Below are 18208 nucleotides of genomic sequence, written 5' to 3'. Positions count from 1 at the left end.
CCGGCCTGAGCACGCGCGCCTCGCAGGCGGCGAACGGCGACGCGGTCCTGGCCGGGCAGTCGGTGAGCGCGACTGCGCCGACCAGGATCAGCAACACCGTCAGCCTCACGCCGGACTCCACGGCGGATGGGGTGCAGGGGTACGCCACGGGCGCCAACAACGCCGGCCTGTTCGGCCGCAACAACACCACCGACGGGATCGGCGTCTCGGGGGCGGCCCCCAGCGGGACCGGCGTCTTCGGCGAGAGCAGCAACGGCTTCGGGGTGGGCGGCAAGTCGGACGCGAAGTACGGCGTCTACGGCAAGTCGAACAGCGCCGAGGGCGTCTACGCCGAGTCGACCTCCTCCACGGCTGTGCGGGGCGTCAGCACGAGCGGCGTTGGCGGCTCGTTCGCCGGCGGGCTCTCGGCCATCCGCCTGGTGCCCGCGGCCAGCGGCACGGGCGCGCCGACCGCGGGCGCGCACCTGCAAGGCGAACTGTACGTCGACAGCGCCGGGACGCTCTTCTACTGCACCACGGCGGGAACCCCAGGTACCTGGCAGCAAGTCGCCCTCGGGTCGGGTGGTGGGGGCGGGATGACCAACCCGATGACCACCCAGAACGACCTCATCATCGGGGGAACGTCCGGAGCGCCGGCCCGCCTGGCGAAGGGGTCGAACGGCCAGATCTTGACCGTCAACGGTTCCGGCAACGTCGCCTGGGCCACGCCGTCTGGAGGCGGGGGCGGCGCACCGATCATCAAGACAATCAGTGCATCAGCATCGTTCACGCTGTCGGCGAACAGCACGTGGGAGGATCTCAAGGCCGAAAACCTGACCGACCCACTCCAGGTGTCAGTGACCTTGAGCGCGACCAGTGAACTCCTCTGCCTCGCGACCGTGCTGGTTCGCGGCGCGTCAGCGAACTGGCTCTCGCTAGGCTTCCGCTTCAGTCTGGATGGCACGACCTACTCGCCGGTGATGGGCGAAGGCATGAGCGCGAATGCCAACCAGACCTACATCTACATGCAGACGCTCCACGCGGTCTTCAGTGGCGTGACCTCCGGCAGTCACCAGATTCGCCTCCAGTCTAGCGACCAGACTAGCAGCCTCGACCGCGCCTTTACGATGCGCCAGTTGACGGTGCTCGTCGGCTCGGCCTGAGCCGATGAGCCATGAGTGGTGGTTTGCGCTGGCGGCGCTGCTGCTGGTGCCGCTCGACGTGGCCGTGCGCCGCGTGAGCTTCGGGGGCCGCGCCCGCCTCATAGGTGTCCGCGTCACCGATCTTACGAACAGGTCAGGGCGATTGCATGTTCGCTGGTGTTCCCGAAGCGCCACGAGACGCGCAGTCGGGGGTTTCAACCCCCGACGCGGCGGCACGACACACCCAACATGCGATTGCCCTGACGAACAGGTTGGCGCCCTGGACAGACGGCCGCCGCGCCGGTATCATCTCAGCGCTATGGCAGATCACCTTACCGACCTTCAGCAGATCATTCTTGAGACCGACGCCCTCGGCCTGACCGTCCGCGACAGCATCCGACAGGTCTCCGCGCGGGCAGGCTTCTTCGTCGGCCAGTTGCGCTACCAGGACGAGCTTCGCAAGGCCCGGGAGATCGCTGCGACGGGCGACGGTCCCGACGCTGTTGGCACCGAGGCCGCCCGCGCCTGATCGGCGTCTGGCGTGAGCGGGCATCGGCCTCGCGCCAGGCACGGCTTCTGGTGACCGTTTGACGTTGTGCTCGCCCGTCGTTCGGCGTCCCATCGGCTCGCGGCGTCGCGTGGCCCCGAAAGTGTCGGCAGTTTGACACTTCGGGCTGCTTGCGCCTGACAGCAGCCCCTTCCAAGCGGCGGTACGCTTGGTACAGCACCTGCATCTCTGATCCGCACCTATCCTGCGGATCGCGGAATCGAGCTGTACCGCCATGTACCCCGCCCATCAGCGTGATCTCGCCCCCACCACGCTCACCCGTGCCGGTCGCTGCCAGAGGATGCTCGTCCAGGCGCGCCGACGCAGGCTCGCGCCGTCTGGCGCGTGCCGGGTGCTGCTCCATCTGGTGTTCGGTGCGTTGACTCTGATGACGGCCCAGGCGCTGTACCGGCCGTCTGCCCGTGCTGGCGACCTCGCGCTCGCGCCGAGCGTCGCCTACGCCGAGCAACAGCCCGCTGGCTCGCCCGCTGTCTCCGCGCCTGCCCTGAGTGCTGGTGCCGCTGCGCCCTCGCAGCCCGCGCAACTTCAGCCGGGGCGGTCGAACGTGATGACGGATCTCAGTGCCACCATGGGGAGAACGACGCCTCCCAGTGTGACGACCTGGAGCGGCGTGGCCGGCCTGGATGTGCATCGTCGGGCAACGCCAGACCGCTCGCGGCCGCCCGTTGGCGACCTCAAGGCTGGCACGCCCATTACGGTGGTGCGCTGGGTCTCGGGCGAAGAGGTCGAGCCTCACAACGACACCTGGGCCGAGCTCTCCGACGGCACGTACGTCTACTCGACCTCCCTCAGGCGTAACGGCGAGGTGACGCCGCCCGCACTCCCCGCTGACGCCCCGACCACCGGCCGCTGGATCGACGTCAACCTGACCGAGCAAGTCGCCACGGCGTACGAGGGCCGTACCGCCGTCCGCAGCGTCCTGATCTCCTCCGGCCGCCCCGGCTGGGAGACGCCGACCGGGACGTTCGCGGTGCTCAGGCGCGTCGAGAAGGACACCATGGACGGCGCGACGCTGGTGGGCCAGGGGCCGAACGGCGCTGGCGCAAACTACAAGGTCGAGAACGTTCGCTACGTGCAGTACTTCACGGCGGACGGCGCGGCCATCCACGAGAACTACTGGCGGCGGCCAGCGACCTTCGGGATGCCCGGCAGCCACGGCTGCATCGGGATGACGCCAGCGGACGCCTCCTGGTTCTGGGGCTTCGCGACGGTCGGGACGCCGCTGGTCATCCACGAGTAGGTTCAGGCGCTAGTTCCGGAATGGCGCTCCGGCCGGCCAGTCGGGCACGTCAAGCCCGAGCATCCCGCGCATCTGCGCGCCGGCCGTCTTGTAGTAGGTGTGGAGAATCACCACATCCCAGCCGATGCAGAAGTCCTTGACGCCCTTCTCGATGTACGGGGCGGCATCGGCGGGATTGAGCAGCTCGACGCGCGGCCGAATCCCCTTCTTGAGCGCCGTCTCGATGATGAAGTTCTCAGCCTCGACCACCGCATCGTGTCGCTTGCCGTGGTACTCCTCGGCCACGCCGATGCTCATCGAGTAGTCGGACGGGCCGAACTGGACCATGTCGATGCCCGGCACTGAGAGGACGGCATCCAGGTTCTCGACGCACTCCTTCTTCTCGATCATCAGGCAGATGACCGCCTCGTCCAGGGCCTTGATCCAGGGCTTCGTGCCGACCTCCAGCACGTAGCCGGCGTCGCGGCGCATCCCGACGCCGTGGATGCCGCCCGAGCCGGGCGCTTCCGCGCGCACGGCCCTGACGCTGGCGGCGGCGTCGGCCGGCGTGCGGATGTCCGCGAAGAGCAGGTTCTGGATGCCCGCGCCGATGGCCCGGATCGTCACGAAGGTGCGCGGCTCCTGCTCGACCTTGATCATGCCGCTGAAGTTCGGGAACAGGTCGATGGCCCGTCCGATGTTGTCCAGGCTGTGCAGGTCGTAGGCCCCGTATTCGGCCACGAACTCCACGTAGTCGAACATGCCGCTGTTACCGATCAGCTCGATGATGGCCGGGTCGTCGATGGCGGCGTGGGTGCCGATGCTCGGCTTGCCCTCGCGGATCAGCTCACGGAGACGGTTCTTTCGCATGTGTACCCCTTGTGCGACGCAGCGTCCTGCCGCTCAACGGTACCCTACTTGCTGCCGGCCTTGAGGCCGCTCCCGCCGAGCATCACCACGTTGACGTCGTCGGCTCGCAACTGGCCGCTTGAGAGGAGATTTCGCGCGCCGGCCAGCGTCAAGGCGCCCGTCGGCTCGACGTACAGCCCCTCCAGCGCAAGGTCGCGCTGGGCGGCCAGGATCTCCTCTTCGGAGGCGATTGCCGTCCCGCCGCCCGTCTCGCGGAGCGCGTACAGGATCTCCTTGCGGCGGATCGGCCGGCCGGTGGCCACGCCCTCGGCGACCGACTTGCCCGGCACGACGCCCGCGATGTCCTCGGCGCCCGCCTGGAACGCCGCGTGGATCGGCGCGGTGGCTGCCGCCTGGACGGCGTAGAGGCGCGGCATGCGGTCCAGCTCGCCGGCCTCGACAAGGGCCCGGAAGGCGTAGAACGACCCCAGCAGCGAGCTGCCCAGGCCCACCGACACGATCAGCGCATCGGGGGCCTTGAACCCAAGCTGCTCCCAGAGCTCCCAGCCGAGCGTCTTCATGCCCTCCACGAACAGCGGCTGCCAGTTGTGGCTGGCGTAAAATCGCCGTGTCGCGGCCTCCTGCACCGCTGTGGCGGTGTCGTCGCGGGAGCCGGGCACCCGCACGAGGCGTGCGCCGTGCGCGCCGATCTGCGCGAGCTTGCCCGGCGAGGTGCTCTCGGGGGTGTAGACCTCGCAGTCCAGCCCGGCCCGGGCGGCGTAGCAAGCCAGCGACGCCCCGGCGTTCCCAGACGAGTCCTCCACCACCTCGCGCACCCCGAACTTGAGCAGCGCGTTCGCCAGCACCGCCGACCCGCGATCCTTGAACGAGCCGCTCGGCATCAGGTACTCGACCTTAAGCTGGAACGGGGCCGCGCCGCGCAGGCCCGGCAGCAGCGGCGTCATGCCCTCGCCGAAGTAGGCCACGGCGTCAGCCTGCTCGATGGGGAGGGCCGCATCGTAGCGCCACAACGAGCGCTCCTCGGTGCGGATGTCGGCGCGCCGGAGCAGCGGCGCACCGTCGTAGTTCAGGTAGCTGCCACAGGTGCAGCGCCAGACCGGCGCCTGGTCAGGCTCGCGCCGGCCGCAGGCAGGACAGAGATACATCGCCAGTCCTCAGATATGGGGCCCTCACCCCCGACCCCTCGCCCTGTGCGCGGGCGAAGGAGACACGTCACGGCGTCTCGGTTTTCCACACACCGGGGTGGTGCCATCTCGGCCAGACTGCTCCCCCTCTCCCGCGCACAGGGAGAGGGGGCCGGGGGGTGAGGGCCCCCTTCCTGACTCAAGGGGTGAGGGCGATCGTACCGCCTCAGCCCTTGACTCGCCGTAGTGCCCGCTCGGCCGCTTCCAGCGTCCGGGCCACGTCCGCCTCGTCGTGGACGGTCGACATGTACATTTTGCTGCCTGGGTTCATCAGGATGCCCTCGCGCACCAGCTCCACGCCGAACGCGTAGGTCAGCTTCGCATCGCCCTTCGCCAGCGTGCGCGCGTCGGTCACCTCGTGCTCGGAGATCAGCGGCTGGAACACTGAGGCCTCGCCGGGCGCCTGCATCGGCACGCCGAGCCTCTTGCCGACCTCGACCAGCCCATCGCGGACCATGTTGCCGATCTTCCGCAGACGGTCGTGGGTGCCCGGCTCGGAGAGCACGTTGAGCGTCGCGAGGCCGGCCGTCGCCGCGACCGGGTTCCCCGAGAGCGTCCCGCTGATCTGGACGTAGTTCGGCTCCTTCGAGTTGCGCGGGTCGCACAGGGCCATGATGTCAGCCCGACCGCCGATGGCCGCCAGCGGATGGCCGCCGCTCACCGCCTTGCCGAACGAGGCGATGTCACACTCGACCTCGTAGTACTCCTGCGCGCCGCCCGGGGCCAGCCGGAAGCCGGTGACCACCTCGTCCAGCATCATCGGGATGCCGTGATCCTTGGTGATCTGGCGAATGCCCTGGAGGAAGCCCGGCTTCGGCACGATGGTCCGCTGGAGCGGCTCGATGATGACGGCCGCCAGCTCGTCGGCATGCTGCGCGATGATCCGCCCCGAGGTCTCCAGGTCGTTGAACGGCGCGATCAGCACCGTCTCGTCCAGCACCTTCGGGATGCCTGCCGATTCTGGCCGGCCGTACGGGTAGTTCGGCTCGCCCTTCGGCGAGACGGAGTACTGGGCGTAGTCGCCCACGCCGTGGAAGCCGCCCTCGAATTTGAGGATCTTGTCGCGGCCCCGGAAGGCCCGCGCCAGCCGCAGCGCAAACGAGACGGCCTCGTTGCCGGTGCTGACGAACCGGACCCGCTCGACGCACGGCGACATCTGGCAGATCCGCTCGGCGAGACGGATGGCCTGCTCGGTGGCGATGTAGAACGTCGATCCGCGCGTGAGCTGCTCGGTGACCGCCGCCGTCACGGCCGGGTGAGCGTGCCCGATGAGCATCGGTCCCGAGCCAAGGACGTAGTCGACGTACTCACGGCCATCGACGTCGTACAGCTTGCTGCCGCGCCCTTCCCGCACGATGAGCTGCACGTCGTCCGGCAGGCGGAAGTAGCCAAGCGTGCCGCCCGGCATGACCTCGTGAGCGAGCGCGAGCAGGCTGGTGTGCTCGGCGGATCGGGCGGTGACATCGACAGCCATGCGGGGCCTCCAGGGTGCGCGCTCCAGGGGAGAGCAAGGGTGTCAGATGCCGGCACTGTAGCACAGCGGACGGTGGGTCATAGGTCGTGGATCGTGGGTCGTGGATGAGGGGTCACAGGGAAGAGACAGCCGCCCTCCCCACGACCCATGCCCGCGACCCGAAAAAGAAAGCCCCTCTCCCGCGCACAGGGAGCGGGGCTTGGGGGTGAGGGCCGTCATCAGCGCTGTGCGCGTGTGGTCCTTCCCTCGGCTAGCTCTTGAAGTAGTACGTGGACGAGAGCGCTGCGCCCGGCGTGCGTGCCCGCGTCACCCACGAGTACCGGTCCGGCACGTTCCCCATCTTGTTGTTGATGACCCGCACGTACGGGAAGAACCCGCAGGTGCCGATCACCCACTGTTGATCCACGATCAGCTTCTTCAGCTCCTGCCCGAGCTTGTTGCGCTCGGCGGTCTCCAGGCCGGCCGCCTTGCGGAGCATGTCGTACGCTTTGAGCAGCTCTGGATCCTCCGGAGCCTTCCCCTGCGCCCCGCCAGAGGCGTACCAGGTGGCGTAGAGCGTGCCGCTGAACGGCTCGTTCGGCTCGGCCGGCATGTCGTGGCGCGGCCACATGAAGATGTCGGCATTGCCGCCGCCCCAGACGTACATCTGGTGGGCGTTCGTCTTCGCGGTGCGGTCGGCCAGGCTCCGCTCCGTGTCCTTGATGTCGAGCTGAATGCCGATCTTCTTCCAGTGCTGGGCGACCATCTCCATCATCTGCGCGAACGGCAGGAAGGCCGCCGCGACGGTGATGACTTCCAGGCGCAGCCGCTGGCCGTTGTCCGTGCGGACGCGGAACCCCTCGGCATCCTTCTTGGTCAGGCCGATCTTGTCCAGCAGCTCGTTCGACTGCTTGATGTCGAGGGATGACCACTTGGTGCGCCACTCGGGGCCGGCGTTCTCGGGCGAGGCGTCGTCCGACATCAGCGAGCTTGGCACGGCCAGCCCGAGGAAGAACGCCTCGTTCAACTGGTCGCGGTCCATGCCCATCGAGAGCGCGCGCCGGAACTCGACGTTCGTCAGCCACTTCCGGATCTCCGGATCGGCGTCGAACGACTGGTTGATGTGGATCGCGGCGGCGGCGGCGTCGGTCTGGGTGTCCAGGACGACCTTGTAGTTGCCCTTCTGCTGGTTCTCGAGGAAGACGGGCAGCTTGGTGGCGTCCATGTGGCGGCCCATCTCGTCGAACTCGCCGGCGATGGCGCGGAGGTTCGCAACCTCCAGGTTCTCGGCAAGCGTGAGCTGGATCTTGTCGATGTAGGGGAGCTGGTTGCCCTCGGTATCGACGTGCCAGAAGTACGGGTTGCGCTCCAACGACCAGACCGGCGTGTTGATCGGGGTGACGGTCTTCCAGGCCGAGACGACCGGCACCTCCACGTTGAGCTGGTAGTTGGTCTTGAACTTGAAGAGCGACAGCGGGTTGTCGACCTTCGCCTCGGCAACGAGCTGATCGAGCTTCGCCTTCTCCACGTACTTGGGGTGGAACTGCTTCAGGTAGTGGGCCGGGGCGTACGGGCCGCCGAAGCTGTTGAAGCTGGTGCCGCCCAGAGCGTAGCCGGCGCCCGTCATGGTGAACGCCGAGAGGATGTCCACGAACATCGGGTACGGCTCGGGGAACTGGAATTCGACGGTCGTCTCGTCGATCTTGACCAGTTTGCCGGGCTTGCCGTTGATCGACATCTCGGGCGTGCCGACCGGCACGAAGTCCTTGAACGAGTACATGTCGTCGAACCAGAACACCCAGTCGTCGGCGGTGAACGGCTGGCCGTCCGACCACTTCATGCCCTTGCGGAGGCTCAGGCGGATGTTCTTGGCGCCGTCACGCAGCTCCCAGGACCTGGCGACGGCCGGGACCAGCTTGTAGCCGGTGTAGTCGACGTGGATCGGCTTTTCGTGGCCCATCACCCGGTTGAAGTTCTCGCCATCGGCCGGGCCGGTGAAGGCGCGCCGCCACATGCCGCCGTACTTGCCGGTCTCGCGGAGCGGCTTCACGACGAGCGGCTCCTCGGGGAGGCGCTGCTCGACCGGCGGCAGCTTGCCGGCCTTGACCAGCTCGGCCAGCATCGGCGCTTCGGCCAGCTTGGCGGGCCGTTTCGCCTCGGGCTGGATGACCGCGCCCTCGATCTTGCCGATCAGCTGCGAGCCGAGCTTCGCCTCGGGCTTGCCGGAGGCGGCTGGCGGCGCGGCGGCCGGCTTGGCGGCCTCGGCCGGCTTCGCGGCGGCGGCCGGGGCCGTCGTCGCCGCTGGCGCGGCTGGCTTGGCGGCCTCGGCCGGCTTCGCCGCCTCGGTTGGCTTGGCGGCAGCGGCTGGCGCCGTGGTCGCCGCCGGTGCGGCTGGCTTGGTCTCAGCCGGCTTGGTAGCCGGCGCGGCAGGCGCGCACGCGGCGAGCAGGCCCACCCCGGCCACGCTCAATCCGACGCGCAGGAAGCCTCGCCGCGACACTGATCCAGGATGCAACATGCGCTTCCCCTCCAGGGAGCAGGGTGACAGCTGTGCTGGCTGTCACGGTAAGCACGACGCACGGTCAGACGATACCGTGCGTGCCGAACGTATAGATGAGTCTGGACCCCGCGTCAAGCGATCGCCATCCCCGTCCAGGGCGATCGCATGTTGATGTCGTCGTGCCGCCGCGTCGGGGCTTGAAAGCCCCGCCTACCATCCTGCAGTCGCTGCGCGACGCTCCAGTCTCGCCTGTTGCTGCCGTTCCCGGTGGCCGTCGCGCAGCGACGGCGTGACTGTAGGCGGGGACTTCAGTCCCCGACCGCCCGTTCCATGATGCTTCGGGGACACCAATGAACAGGCAATCGCCCTGCCGGCTGCTACCAGTGCAATCGTATGTTGATGTCGTCGTGCCGCCGCGTCGGGGCTTGAAAGCCCCGCCTACGATCCTGCAGTCGCTGCGCGACGCCCCGGTCGCACCAGTGCCTGCCGTTCCCGACGGCCGTCGCGCAGCGACGGTGTGACTGTAGGCGGGGGTTTCAACCCCCGACCGCCCGTTCCATGATGCTTCGGGGACACCAATGAACATGCAATCGCCCTGCACTCCCGTCAAGCCGTCGTGTGATCTCATGAAGCGGCCTGGAAACCGCCCCGGGGCGGGCAGATCGTGGCGGGCAAGCGAAAACCCTCACCTGGGCCTCGCATCCGACAGGATGCTTGCGTGTTGTGAGGGCTTCGCTGCTGTGCCAAGCCGGTGCCCGCCGGCCGGGCCGGCGAACAACGGCGCGATGCTAGCTCTTGAAGTAGTACGTCGGCGGGAGCGCCGCGCCCGGCGTCCGGTTGCGGGTCAGCCAGACGTACCGATCCGGCACGTTGGCGATCTTGTTGGAGATCACGCGCAGCGTCGGGGTGAAGCCGACGGTCCCGATCACCCACTGCTGATCGACGATGATCTTCTTCAACTCCTGGCCGAGCTTCGCCCGCTCGGCGGTCTCGACGCCGAAACCCTTCTTGAGGATGTCGTACGCCTTGAGCAGCTCCGGATCCTCCGGCTTCTTGCCGGACTGCCCGTTCGAGGCGTACCAGGTGGCGTAGAGCGTGCCGCTGAACGGCTCGTTCGGCTCGGCGGGCATGTCGTGGCGCGGCCACATGAAGATGTCGGCGTTGCCGGCGCCCCAGACGTACAGCTGCTGCTCGTTGGCGGCCACCTGCTTGAGCGACAGGTTCCGCTCGGTGTCCTTGACGTCGAGCTGGATACCGATCTTCTTCCAGTGCTGCGAGACCATCTCCATGATCTGACCGTACGGGATGAACGCGGCGGCCACGGTGGTGACGGTGAGGCGCAGGAGCTGGCCGTTGTCGGTCCGCAGGCGCATGCCCTGCGGGTCCTTCTTGGTCAGGCCGATCTTGTCCAGCAGCTCGTTGGCCTGCTTGAGATCGAGCGTGGACCACTTGGTCCGCCACTCGGGGCCGGCGTTCTCGGGCGAGCTATCCTCCGACATCAGCGAGCTGGGGGTGCCCATGCCCAGGAAGAACGCCTCGTTGATCTGGTCGCGGTCGATGCCCATCGAGAGCGCCCGCCGGAACTCGACGTTGGTGATCCACTTGCGGATCTCGGCGTCGGCCTCGAAGCTCTGGTTGATATGGATGCCTGCAGCCGAGGCGTCGAAGCCCGGGTCCAGGACGACCTTGTAGTTGCCCTTCTGCTGGTTCTCGAGGAAGACCGGCAGCTTGGCCACGTCCATGTGGCGGCCCATCTCGTCGTACTCGCCGGCGATGCCGCGCAGGTTCGCCACTTCGAGGTTCTCGGCCAGGGTCAGCTGGATCTTGTCGATGTACGGCAGCTGGTTGCCCTCGGTATCGACGTGCCAGAAGTACGGGTTGCGCTCCAACGTCCAGTTCGGGGTGTTGATCGGCGTGACCGTCCGCCAGGCCGACATCACCGGCAACTCGACGTTGAGCGCGTAGTTGTACTTGAACTTCAGCTGGGCCACCCAGCTGTCCATGCCGGCACTCTTCGCCTGGGCGTCGAGCTTCTCCTTGCCGCCAGCGTACTTGGGCAGGAACTGCTTGATGTAGTGGGCCGGTGCGTATGGCCCCATGAACGACCACTGGGTGCCGCCGAGCGCGAGACCGCTCCCCATCTGGGTGAAGGCGGAGAGCACGTCCACGAACATCGGGTACGGCTCGGGGAACTGGAACTCGACGGTCGCCTCGTCGATCTTCACCATCTTGCCGGGCTTGCCGTTGATCGACATCTCGGCGGTGCCGACGGGGACGATGTCCTTGTCCGAGTAGATGTCCTCGTACCAGAACATCCAGTCGTCGGCGGTGAACGGCTGGCCGTCCGACCACTTCATGCCCTTGCGAAGGTTGAGGCGGATGACCTTCCCGCCGTCCTTCAACTCCCAGGACTTGGCGACGGCCGGGACCAGCTTGTACCCCGTGAAATCGACGTGGATCGGCTTCTCCGAGCCCATGACCCGGTTGAAGTTCTCGGTGTCGCCGGGGCCGGTGAAGGCGCGCCGCCAGGTGCCGCCGTACTTGCCGGTCTCGCGGAGCGGCTTGACGACCAGCGGCTCCTCGGGGAGGCGCTGCTCGATGGGCGGCAGCTTGCCAGCCTTGACCAGCTCGGCCAGCATCGGCGCCTCGCTCAGCTTGGCCGGGCGCTTGGCCTCAGGCTGGATGACCGCGCCCTCAACCTTGCCGATGAGCTGCGCGCCGAGCTTGCCTTCCGGCTTGCCGGACGCGGCAGCCGGCGCGGCCGGCTTGGCGGCCTCGGCTGGCTTGGCAGCAGCGGCCGGAGCGGTGGTGGCGGCCGGCGCAGCTGGCTTGGCGGCTTCGGCCGGCTTGGCCGCCTCGGTTGGCTTCGCGGCGGCAGCCGGAGCCGTGGTCGCAGCAGGTGCGGCGGGCTTGGTCTCGGCCGGCTTGGTAGCCGGCGCCGATGGCGCGCAGGCAGCCAGCAGGCTGACACCGGCCATCCCCAGGCCGACGCGCAGGAAGCTGCGCCGCGACAACGATCCAACGATCGACATCAGGTCTACCCTCCCGGTAGCAGCGTGACGGCAACCCTTGCCATCAGCGTGAACCATGCCCGCCCGGCCTGACTCTGCCGCGCGTGCCCAAACGATATAGCCTAGTCTGAGGCTCCCGTCAAGCGTTGCCGTTCTGGTCCGGACACGCTGGTCTCTCCTGGGTGCAAACGGCGTTCATGACCGGCCGTGCTCAGCCTCTCCGCGAAGTTTGGCCGTGCACTTGCGAGCGCCTGACTGGCCTGCGTGAGTATGCGGTGACAGGCGTTGTCACCGCACCCCGGCCGCTCGCTGACCGATGAGGCAGGGCAATTGTATGCTCGTTCGTGTTCCCACATCGTCGTACGACGCGCAGACGGGGCTTTCAAGCCCCGACGACGCTGCGCGACCTGCCCGACGTGCAATCGCCCTGACCGATGAGGGTCAGTTCCTGAACAAGAGGGTCAGCTCTTGAAGTAGTAGGTTGTGGGCTGCGCCGCGCCCGGCGTCCGCGCGCGCGTGACCCAGGCGTACCGCTCGGGCACGTTGCCCAGCTTGTTGCTGATGACGCGCAGCACCGGGTAGAAGCCGACGGTCCCGATCACCCACTGCTGCTCGACGATGTGCTTCTTCAACTCCTGCCCGAGCTTGTTCCGCTCGGCGGTTGGCAGGCCGGCCGCCTTCCGAAGCATATCGTACGCCTTGTGCAGCTCGGGATCGTCGGGCCGCTCGCCCTGCGCGCCGTTGGAAGCGTACCACGTCGCGTAGAGCGGCCCGCTGAACGCACCATTGTTCGGCTCGGCCGGCATGTCGTGGCGCGGCCACAGGAAGATGTCCGAGTTGCCCCCGCCCCAGACGTACAGTTGCTGCTCATTGGCCGCCACCTGGCGCAGCGAGAGCGTCCGCTCCGTGTCCTTGACGATGGCGTCAATGCCGATCTTCTTCCACTGCTGGGCAACCATCTCGGCCATCTGCCCGAAGGGGATGAACGACGCCGCCACCGTCGTGATCTCGATGCGGAGGCGCTGGCCGTTGTCCGTGCGGACCCGGAACCCTTCGCCGTCCTTCTTGGTCAGCCCGATTTTGTCGAGCAGGGCGTTGGACTGCGGCAGATCGAGCACGGACCATTTCCGCCGCCATTCCGGCCCGGCGTTCTCGGGCGAGGCGTCCTCACCCATCAGCGAGCTGGGGGTGCCCATGCCCAGGAAGAACGCCTCGTTGATCTGGTCACGGTCGATGCCCAGCGAGAGCGCCCGCCGAAAGTCCACGTTGGTCAGCCACGTGCGAACCTCGGGATCGGCCTTGTAGCTCTGGTTGACGTGCAGTGCGAACGCCGCGGACTCGGCCTGGAGGTCCAGCACGACGCGGTAGTCGCCCTTCTGGCGGTTGTCGAGGAAGACCGGCAGCTTGGCCACGTCCATGTGCCGGCCGATCTCGTCGTACTCGCCGGCGATGGCCCGCAGGTTCGCGACCTCCAGGTTCTCGGCCAGCGTCAGCTGGACCTTGTCGATGTACGGCAACTGGTTGCCGTCGGTGTCGACCTGCCAGAAGAACGGGTTCCGTTCGAGCGTCCACGACGGGGTATTCAGCGGCGTGACCGTCTTCCAGGGGGTGATGACCGGGACATCAGGGTTCAGGGCGTAGTTGTTCTTGAACTTGAGCTGTGCGAGCCAGCCGTCCATGCCGGCCGCCTTCGCCAGCTCGTTCGCCTTGTCCACGCCGATGTACTTCGGGTGGAACTGCTTCAGGTAGTGGGCCGGCGCGTATGGCCCCATGAAGCCGCCGTACTGGGTGCCGCCGAGCGCATGGCCGCCGCCGATCTGCGTGAACCCGGACAGCACGTCCACGAACATGGGGTACGGCTCTGGGAACTGGGCCTCGACGGTCAGCTCGTCGATCTTGACGAACTTGCCCGGCTGGCCGTTGATCGTCATCTCGGGTGTGCCGACGGGCACGATGTCCTTGTTCGAGTAGAGGTCCTCGAACCAGAACACGAAGTCGTCGGCGGTGAACGGGTGGCCGTCAGACCACTTCAGGCCCCTGCGAAGGGTGAGCCTAATCGTTTTCGCGTCGTCACGCAGCTCCCAGGCCCTGGCCGCGGCCGGCACGATCTTGTACCCCGTGTAGTCGACGTGCAGCGGCTTCTCCGCGCCCATCACCCGGTTGAAGTTCTCGACATCGCCCGGCCCGGTGAACGGCCGCCGCCACGTCCCGCCGTAGGTGCCGACGCTGTGCAGCGGCTTCAGCACCAGCGGCTCCTCAGGGATGCGCTGCTCGACCGGCGGCAGCTTGCCGGCCTTGACCAGCTCGGCCAGCATCGGCGACTCCCCGAGCTTGGCCGGGCGCTTCGCCTCGGGCTGGATCTCCGGCCCCTCGACCTTGCCAATCAGTTGCGAGCCGAGCTTCGCCTCAGGCTTGCCGGACGCGGCTGGCGGTGCCGCGGCTGGCTTGGCGGCCTCGGTTGGCTTCGCGGCAGCGGCTGGCGCGGCTGCCGCCGGCTTGGCGGCCTCGGTTGGCTTCGCGGCGGCAGCCGGGGCCGCCGGCGCGGTTGTCGCAGCGGGCGCCGCGGGCTTGGTCTCGGCGGGCTTCGTCGCCGGGGCGGCCGGGGCGCAGGCCGCGAGCAGGCTCACCCCGGCCACACTCAGGCCGACGCGGAGGAAGCCGCGCCGCGTCAGGTATCCGTGATCTGTCATTCCCTCTTCCCTCTCCAGTTGCGCCCGGCCACGACGGTCGAGCGCTGCAAGGCACAAACGATTTTGCAGCGCGCTGTGCGCTTCTTCGTGGGTTCCTTCTGCCCTCCTTCTGCCGTCGGAGTCCTGGTCTGACGGCCGGCCGGCCATGGTAACGCGAGAAGAGGTCTGACCGCCGAAGCGATCAGGCCTCTCCCATGCGCGGAACCTGAGTGTACGGGGGACGGGGTGTCTCCCGGCACGTCAGCTCTTGAAGTAGTATGTCGACGGGTGCACGTGCCCGGGCGTCCGGTTCCGCGTGCGCCACCCGTACCGGTCCGGCACGTTCCCCAGCTTGTTGCCGATGACCCGCAGCACCGGCGAGAAGCCGACGGTGCCGATCACCCACTGCTGATCGACGATCAGCTTCTTCAACTCCTGCCCAACCTTGGCGCGTTCGGCCTGCTCCAGCCCGGAGCCTTTCCGCAGCAGCTCGTACCCCTTCAGCAGCTCGGGGTCTTCGGGCTTCTTCCCGGCCGTGCCACCAGAGGCGTACCACGTGGCGTACTGGGTGCCGCTGAACGGCTCGTTCGGCTCGGCGGGCATGTCGTGGCGCGGCCACATGAAGATGTCGGCGTTGCCGCCACCCCAGACGTACAACTGCTGCTCGTTGGCCGCCACCTGCTTGAGCGAGAGGTTCCGCTCGGTGTCCTTCACGTCGAGCTGAATGCCGATCTTCTTCCAGTGCTGCCCGACCATCTCCATCATCTGGGCGTACGGCAGGAACGCTGCTGCCACGGTGGTGACCGTGATCCGCAAGACCTGTCCGTTGTCGGTCCGCAGGCGCATGCCCTGGGGATCCTTCTTGGTCAGGCCGATCTTGTCCAGCAGCTCGTTGGCCTGCTTGAGATCGAGCGTGGACCACCTGGTCCGCCACTCGGGGCCGGCGTTCTCGGGCGAGCTGTCCTCGGACATCAGCGAGCTGGGCGTCGCCATGCCCAGGAAGAACGCCTCGTTGAACTGGTCGCGGTCCATGCCCATCGAGAGCGCGCGCCGGAAATCGACGTTCGTCAGCCACTTCCGGATCTCGGGATCGGCGTCGAAGCTCTGGTTGATGTGGATCGCCACCGCCGCCGCGTCGGACTGGAGATCCAGCACGACCTTGTAGTTGCCCTTCTGCTGGTTCTCCAGGAAGATCGGCAGCTTGGCCACGTCCATGTGGCGGCCCATCTCGTCGTACTCGCCAGCGATGGCCCGCAGGTTCACGACTTCCAGGTTCTCGCCCAGGGTCATCTGGATCTTGTCGATGTACGGCAACTGGTTGCCGTCGGTGTCCACGCCCCAGTAGTACGGGTTCCGCTCCAGCGACCACAGCGGCGTGTTGATCGGCGTGACGGTGCGCCAGGGCGTGATGACCGGGCACTCGGGGTTCAGCGCGTAGTTGTTCTTGAACTTGAGCAGGGCGATGAAGCCGTCCATGCCGGCCGCCTTCGCCATCTCGTTCGCCTTGTCCGCGCCGATGTGCTTGGGGTGGAACTGCTTGATGTAGTGGGCCGGGGCGTATGGCCCCATGAAGCCGCCCCACTGGGTGCCGCCGAGCGCATGGCCGCCACCCATCTGCGTGAACGCTGACAGCACGTCCACGAACATCGGGTACGGCTCGGGAAAGCGGAACTCGATGGTCGTCTCATCCACCTTGACCATCTCGCCGGGCTTGCCGTTGATCGACATCTCGGCGGTGCCGACGGGCAGGATGTCCTTGTTCTTGTAGAAGTCCTCGTACCAGAACACCCAGTCGTCAGCGGTGAACGGCTGGCCGTCCGACCACTTCATCCCCTTGCGGAGGCTCAGGCGGATGACCTTCCCGCCGTCCTTCAGCTCCCAGGATTTGGCGACGGCCGGGACGATCTTGTTCCCGGTGAAGTCGACGTGGAGCGGCTTCTCGGCGCCCATCACGCGGTTGAAGTTCTCCCAGTCGCCGACGCCGGTGAAGCCGCGCCGCCACATGCCGCCATACTTGCCGACCTCGCGCATCGGCTTGAGGACCAGCGGCTCCTCGGGGATGCGCTGCTCGACTGGCGGCAGCTTGCCGGCCTTGACCAGCTCGGTGAGCATCGGCGCTTCTCCGAGTTTGGCGGGCCGTCTGGACTCCTGGATCTCCGGTCCCTCGATCTTCCCCACAAGCTGCGCGCCGAGCTTCGACTCTGGCTTGCCAGATGCCGCCGCCGGCGCGGCAGCCGGCTTGGTGGCCTCGGCCGGCTTCGCCGCGGCGGCTGGCGCAGCGGTTGGCGCTGCCACCGCCGGCTTCGGGGCCTCCGTAGGCTTCGCAGCGGCAGCCGGGGCCGCTGGCGCTGTGGTCGCGGCGGGCGCCGCGGGCTTCGTCTCGGCGGGCTTCGTCGCAGGTGCGGCCGGCGCGCAGGCTGCGAGCAGGCCGACGCCGGCAATGCTCAACCCCACGCGCAGGAATCCACGCCGCGACACTCCGGTGTCTGCCATGTCGACTACCCTCCTCGGTAGGTACGGACGGCACACATTGCCGTCCAGACAGGGCGCCACCCTGGCGGCCATTGCCAGGCGAATATGACGGATGTAACATGACCGGCAGATCCCGTCAACAGTTGTGAGCGCGCATGTGGTGTGAATTCTGGTTGCCACCTGCGCTCACACGGTTTAGCCGGCAGCCGCTAGGCTCCGCCCCAGGTTCGCAGCAGGTCAGGCAGCTCGCGCAGGTCGCGGATGACGGCGGTTGGGGCAACCTCCTCGGGGCGCGGCCACGGGCGGTTGTTCGCCTTCCAGACGGCCCGCATCCCGACGCCGAGCGCCCCGCCGACATCGTCCAGCAGACGGTCGCCGATCATCACGCAGGCGGCCGGCTCGACGTTGAGCAGGCCGGCGACGGTCTGGAAGACCGTCGGGTGCGGCTTGGAATGGGGCAGATCTGAGGTGTAGACCAGCTCGTCCAGCAGGCCGGCCAGACCGTGCGCCGCGAGGTCGGCGTTGTGCCAGTCTGCTGCCCACCAGGTGTTGGAGAGCAACCCCAGCGGATAGCCGCGCGCTCGCAGCAGCGTGAGCGTCTCGCGGGCGTCTGGCTCCAGCAGCGCCCAGCCGTCCACGGCACGGGCGTAGCCGTCGAGCGCGGCGAGCAGCTCGGCTTCGTGGACGTGCCGCCCCAGCCGGTGGAAGCCGTCGCGCAGGACGCCAGAGGCCGGACCGCTCCAGTGCTCGTCGTCCACGCGCTTCCAGTGCGCCAGCTCGGCGGCGCGCATGGCGGCGGTGTACACCTCGCGCGTGGGCCAGTCTGCCCGGGGCAGGGCCGCCATCAGGGCGTCCCAGGACAGTCCCCAGCGGCGCGGGCTGTCCTCCTCCCAGTCCGGCCAATCGACCAGGGTGCCGCCCAGGTCGAAGATGACGGCGCGCGGCGGTGGCTGTCGGTCGTCGCTCATGGGCCGAGAGGGTACAGGATGTGCCGGGCTGCGTGTCCACCAGCCGGCTAAGGGTCTGTCACGAAATAACGGTGCCAGCCGTGCGAGAATGTGGTCGGATCCGGTAGTTCCAGTCACCGTGGAAGGGGTGCCGTTCGAGGTTGATGCTGGCGAACTCGGCATCGGTGACCTTG

General features: G+C 67.8%; 11 protein-coding genes. 3 read left to right on the top strand and 8 right to left on the bottom strand.

Annotated features, from left to right (window positions below; translation table 11 throughout):
- From IT306_14575 to IT306_14565, 3 genes are all read left to right on the top strand, one after another.
- On the top strand, window positions 1-1142 hold a 1142-nt coding region (locus tag IT306_14575; protein ID MCC7369651.1), incomplete at its 5' end, for a hypothetical protein.
- Between the two features lie 298 nt (window positions 1143-1440).
- Window positions 1441-1650 (top strand): hypothetical protein, encoded by a 210-nt coding sequence (locus IT306_14570; protein MCC7369650.1) that lies wholly within the window; start codon window positions 1441-1443, stop codon window positions 1648-1650.
- A 397-nt stretch (window positions 1651-2047) separates the two neighbouring features.
- Window positions 2048-2929, top strand: a complete 882-nt coding sequence (locus tag IT306_14565; GenBank protein ID MCC7369649.1) for a L,D-transpeptidase — start codon at window positions 2048-2050, stop codon at window positions 2927-2929.
- Window positions 2930-2938: 9 nt separating this feature from the next.
- Here IT306_14565 and IT306_14560 read toward each other — a convergent pair whose 3' ends face one another.
- From IT306_14560 to IT306_14525, 8 genes are all read right to left on the bottom strand, one after another.
- Window positions 2939-3778: a 2,4-dihydroxyhept-2-ene-1,7-dioic acid aldolase gene (locus tag IT306_14560; protein ID MCC7369648.1), complete on the bottom strand. Its 840-nt coding sequence runs from the start codon at window positions 3776-3778 to the stop codon at window positions 2939-2941.
- A 44-nt stretch (window positions 3779-3822) separates the two neighbouring features.
- Window positions 3823-4923, bottom strand: a complete 1101-nt coding sequence (locus IT306_14555; GenBank protein ID MCC7369647.1) for a threonine synthase — start codon at window positions 4921-4923, stop codon at window positions 3823-3825.
- A 205-nt stretch (window positions 4924-5128) separates the two neighbouring features.
- Window positions 5129-6436, bottom strand: a complete 1308-nt coding sequence (locus tag IT306_14550) for an aspartate aminotransferase family protein (protein ID MCC7369646.1) — start codon at window positions 6434-6436, stop codon at window positions 5129-5131.
- Window positions 6437-6686: 250 nt separating this feature from the next.
- Window positions 6687-8933, bottom strand: coding sequence for an ABC transporter substrate-binding protein (locus tag IT306_14545; protein MCC7369645.1), 2247 nt, complete (start codon window positions 8931-8933; stop codon window positions 6687-6689).
- Window positions 8934-9703: 770 nt separating this feature from the next.
- Window positions 9704-11947, bottom strand: a complete 2244-nt coding sequence (locus IT306_14540) for an ABC transporter substrate-binding protein (protein MCC7369644.1) — start codon at window positions 11945-11947, stop codon at window positions 9704-9706.
- Window positions 11948-12387: 440 nt separating this feature from the next.
- Complete coding sequence (locus IT306_14535; GenBank protein ID MCC7369643.1) at window positions 12388-14616, bottom strand: ABC transporter substrate-binding protein; 2229 nt, start codon at window positions 14614-14616, stop codon at window positions 12388-12390.
- A gap of 240 nt (window positions 14617-14856) precedes the next feature.
- On the bottom strand, window positions 14857-17088 hold the full coding sequence (locus IT306_14530; GenBank protein MCC7369642.1) for an ABC transporter substrate-binding protein: 2232 nt from the start codon (window positions 17086-17088) through the stop codon (window positions 14857-14859).
- A gap of 188 nt (window positions 17089-17276) precedes the next feature.
- Complete coding sequence (locus IT306_14525) at window positions 17277-18035, bottom strand: HAD family hydrolase (GenBank protein MCC7369641.1); 759 nt, start codon at window positions 18033-18035, stop codon at window positions 17277-17279.
- Window positions 18036-18208: the final 173 nt, after the last annotated feature.

This window comes from Chloroflexota bacterium (genome assembly GCA_020850535.1).
Lineage (GTDB): Bacteria > Chloroflexota > UBA6077 > UBA6077 > JACCZL01 > JADZEM01.
The sequence above is the reverse complement of the archived record's forward strand: the minus strand, read 5'-3'. Positions and strand labels throughout refer to the sequence as shown.

What these genes read in the sequence shown, in the direction of transcription:
- IT306_14545 (MCC7369645.1), bottom strand. Translation starts at nt 8,933, where the DNA reads ATGTTGCATCCTGGATCAGTGTCGCGGCGAGGCTTCCTGCGCGTCGGA.
- IT306_14550 (MCC7369646.1), bottom strand. Translation starts at nt 6,436, where the DNA reads ATGGCTGTCGATGTCACCGCCCGATCCGCCGAGCACACCAGCCTGCTC.
- IT306_14540 (MCC7369644.1), bottom strand. Translation starts at nt 11,947, where the DNA reads ATGTCGATCGTTGGATCGTTGTCGCGGCGCAGCTTCCTGCGCGTCGGC.
- IT306_14525 (MCC7369641.1), bottom strand. Translation starts at nt 18,035, where the DNA reads ATGAGCGACGACCGACAGCCACCGCCGCGCGCCGTCATCTTCGACCTG.
- IT306_14570 (MCC7369650.1), top strand. Translation starts at nt 1,441, where the DNA reads ATGGCAGATCACCTTACCGACCTTCAGCAGATCATTCTTGAGACCGAC.
- IT306_14535 (MCC7369643.1), bottom strand. Translation starts at nt 14,616, where the DNA reads ATGACAGATCACGGATACCTGACGCGGCGCGGCTTCCTCCGCGTCGGC.
- IT306_14530 (MCC7369642.1), bottom strand. Translation starts at nt 17,088, where the DNA reads ATGGCAGACACCGGAGTGTCGCGGCGTGGATTCCTGCGCGTGGGGTTG.
- IT306_14560 (MCC7369648.1), bottom strand. Translation starts at nt 3,778, where the DNA reads ATGCGAAAGAACCGTCTCCGTGAGCTGATCCGCGAGGGCAAGCCGAGC.
- IT306_14555 (MCC7369647.1), bottom strand. Translation starts at nt 4,923, where the DNA reads ATGTATCTCTGTCCTGCCTGCGGCCGGCGCGAGCCTGACCAGGCGCCG.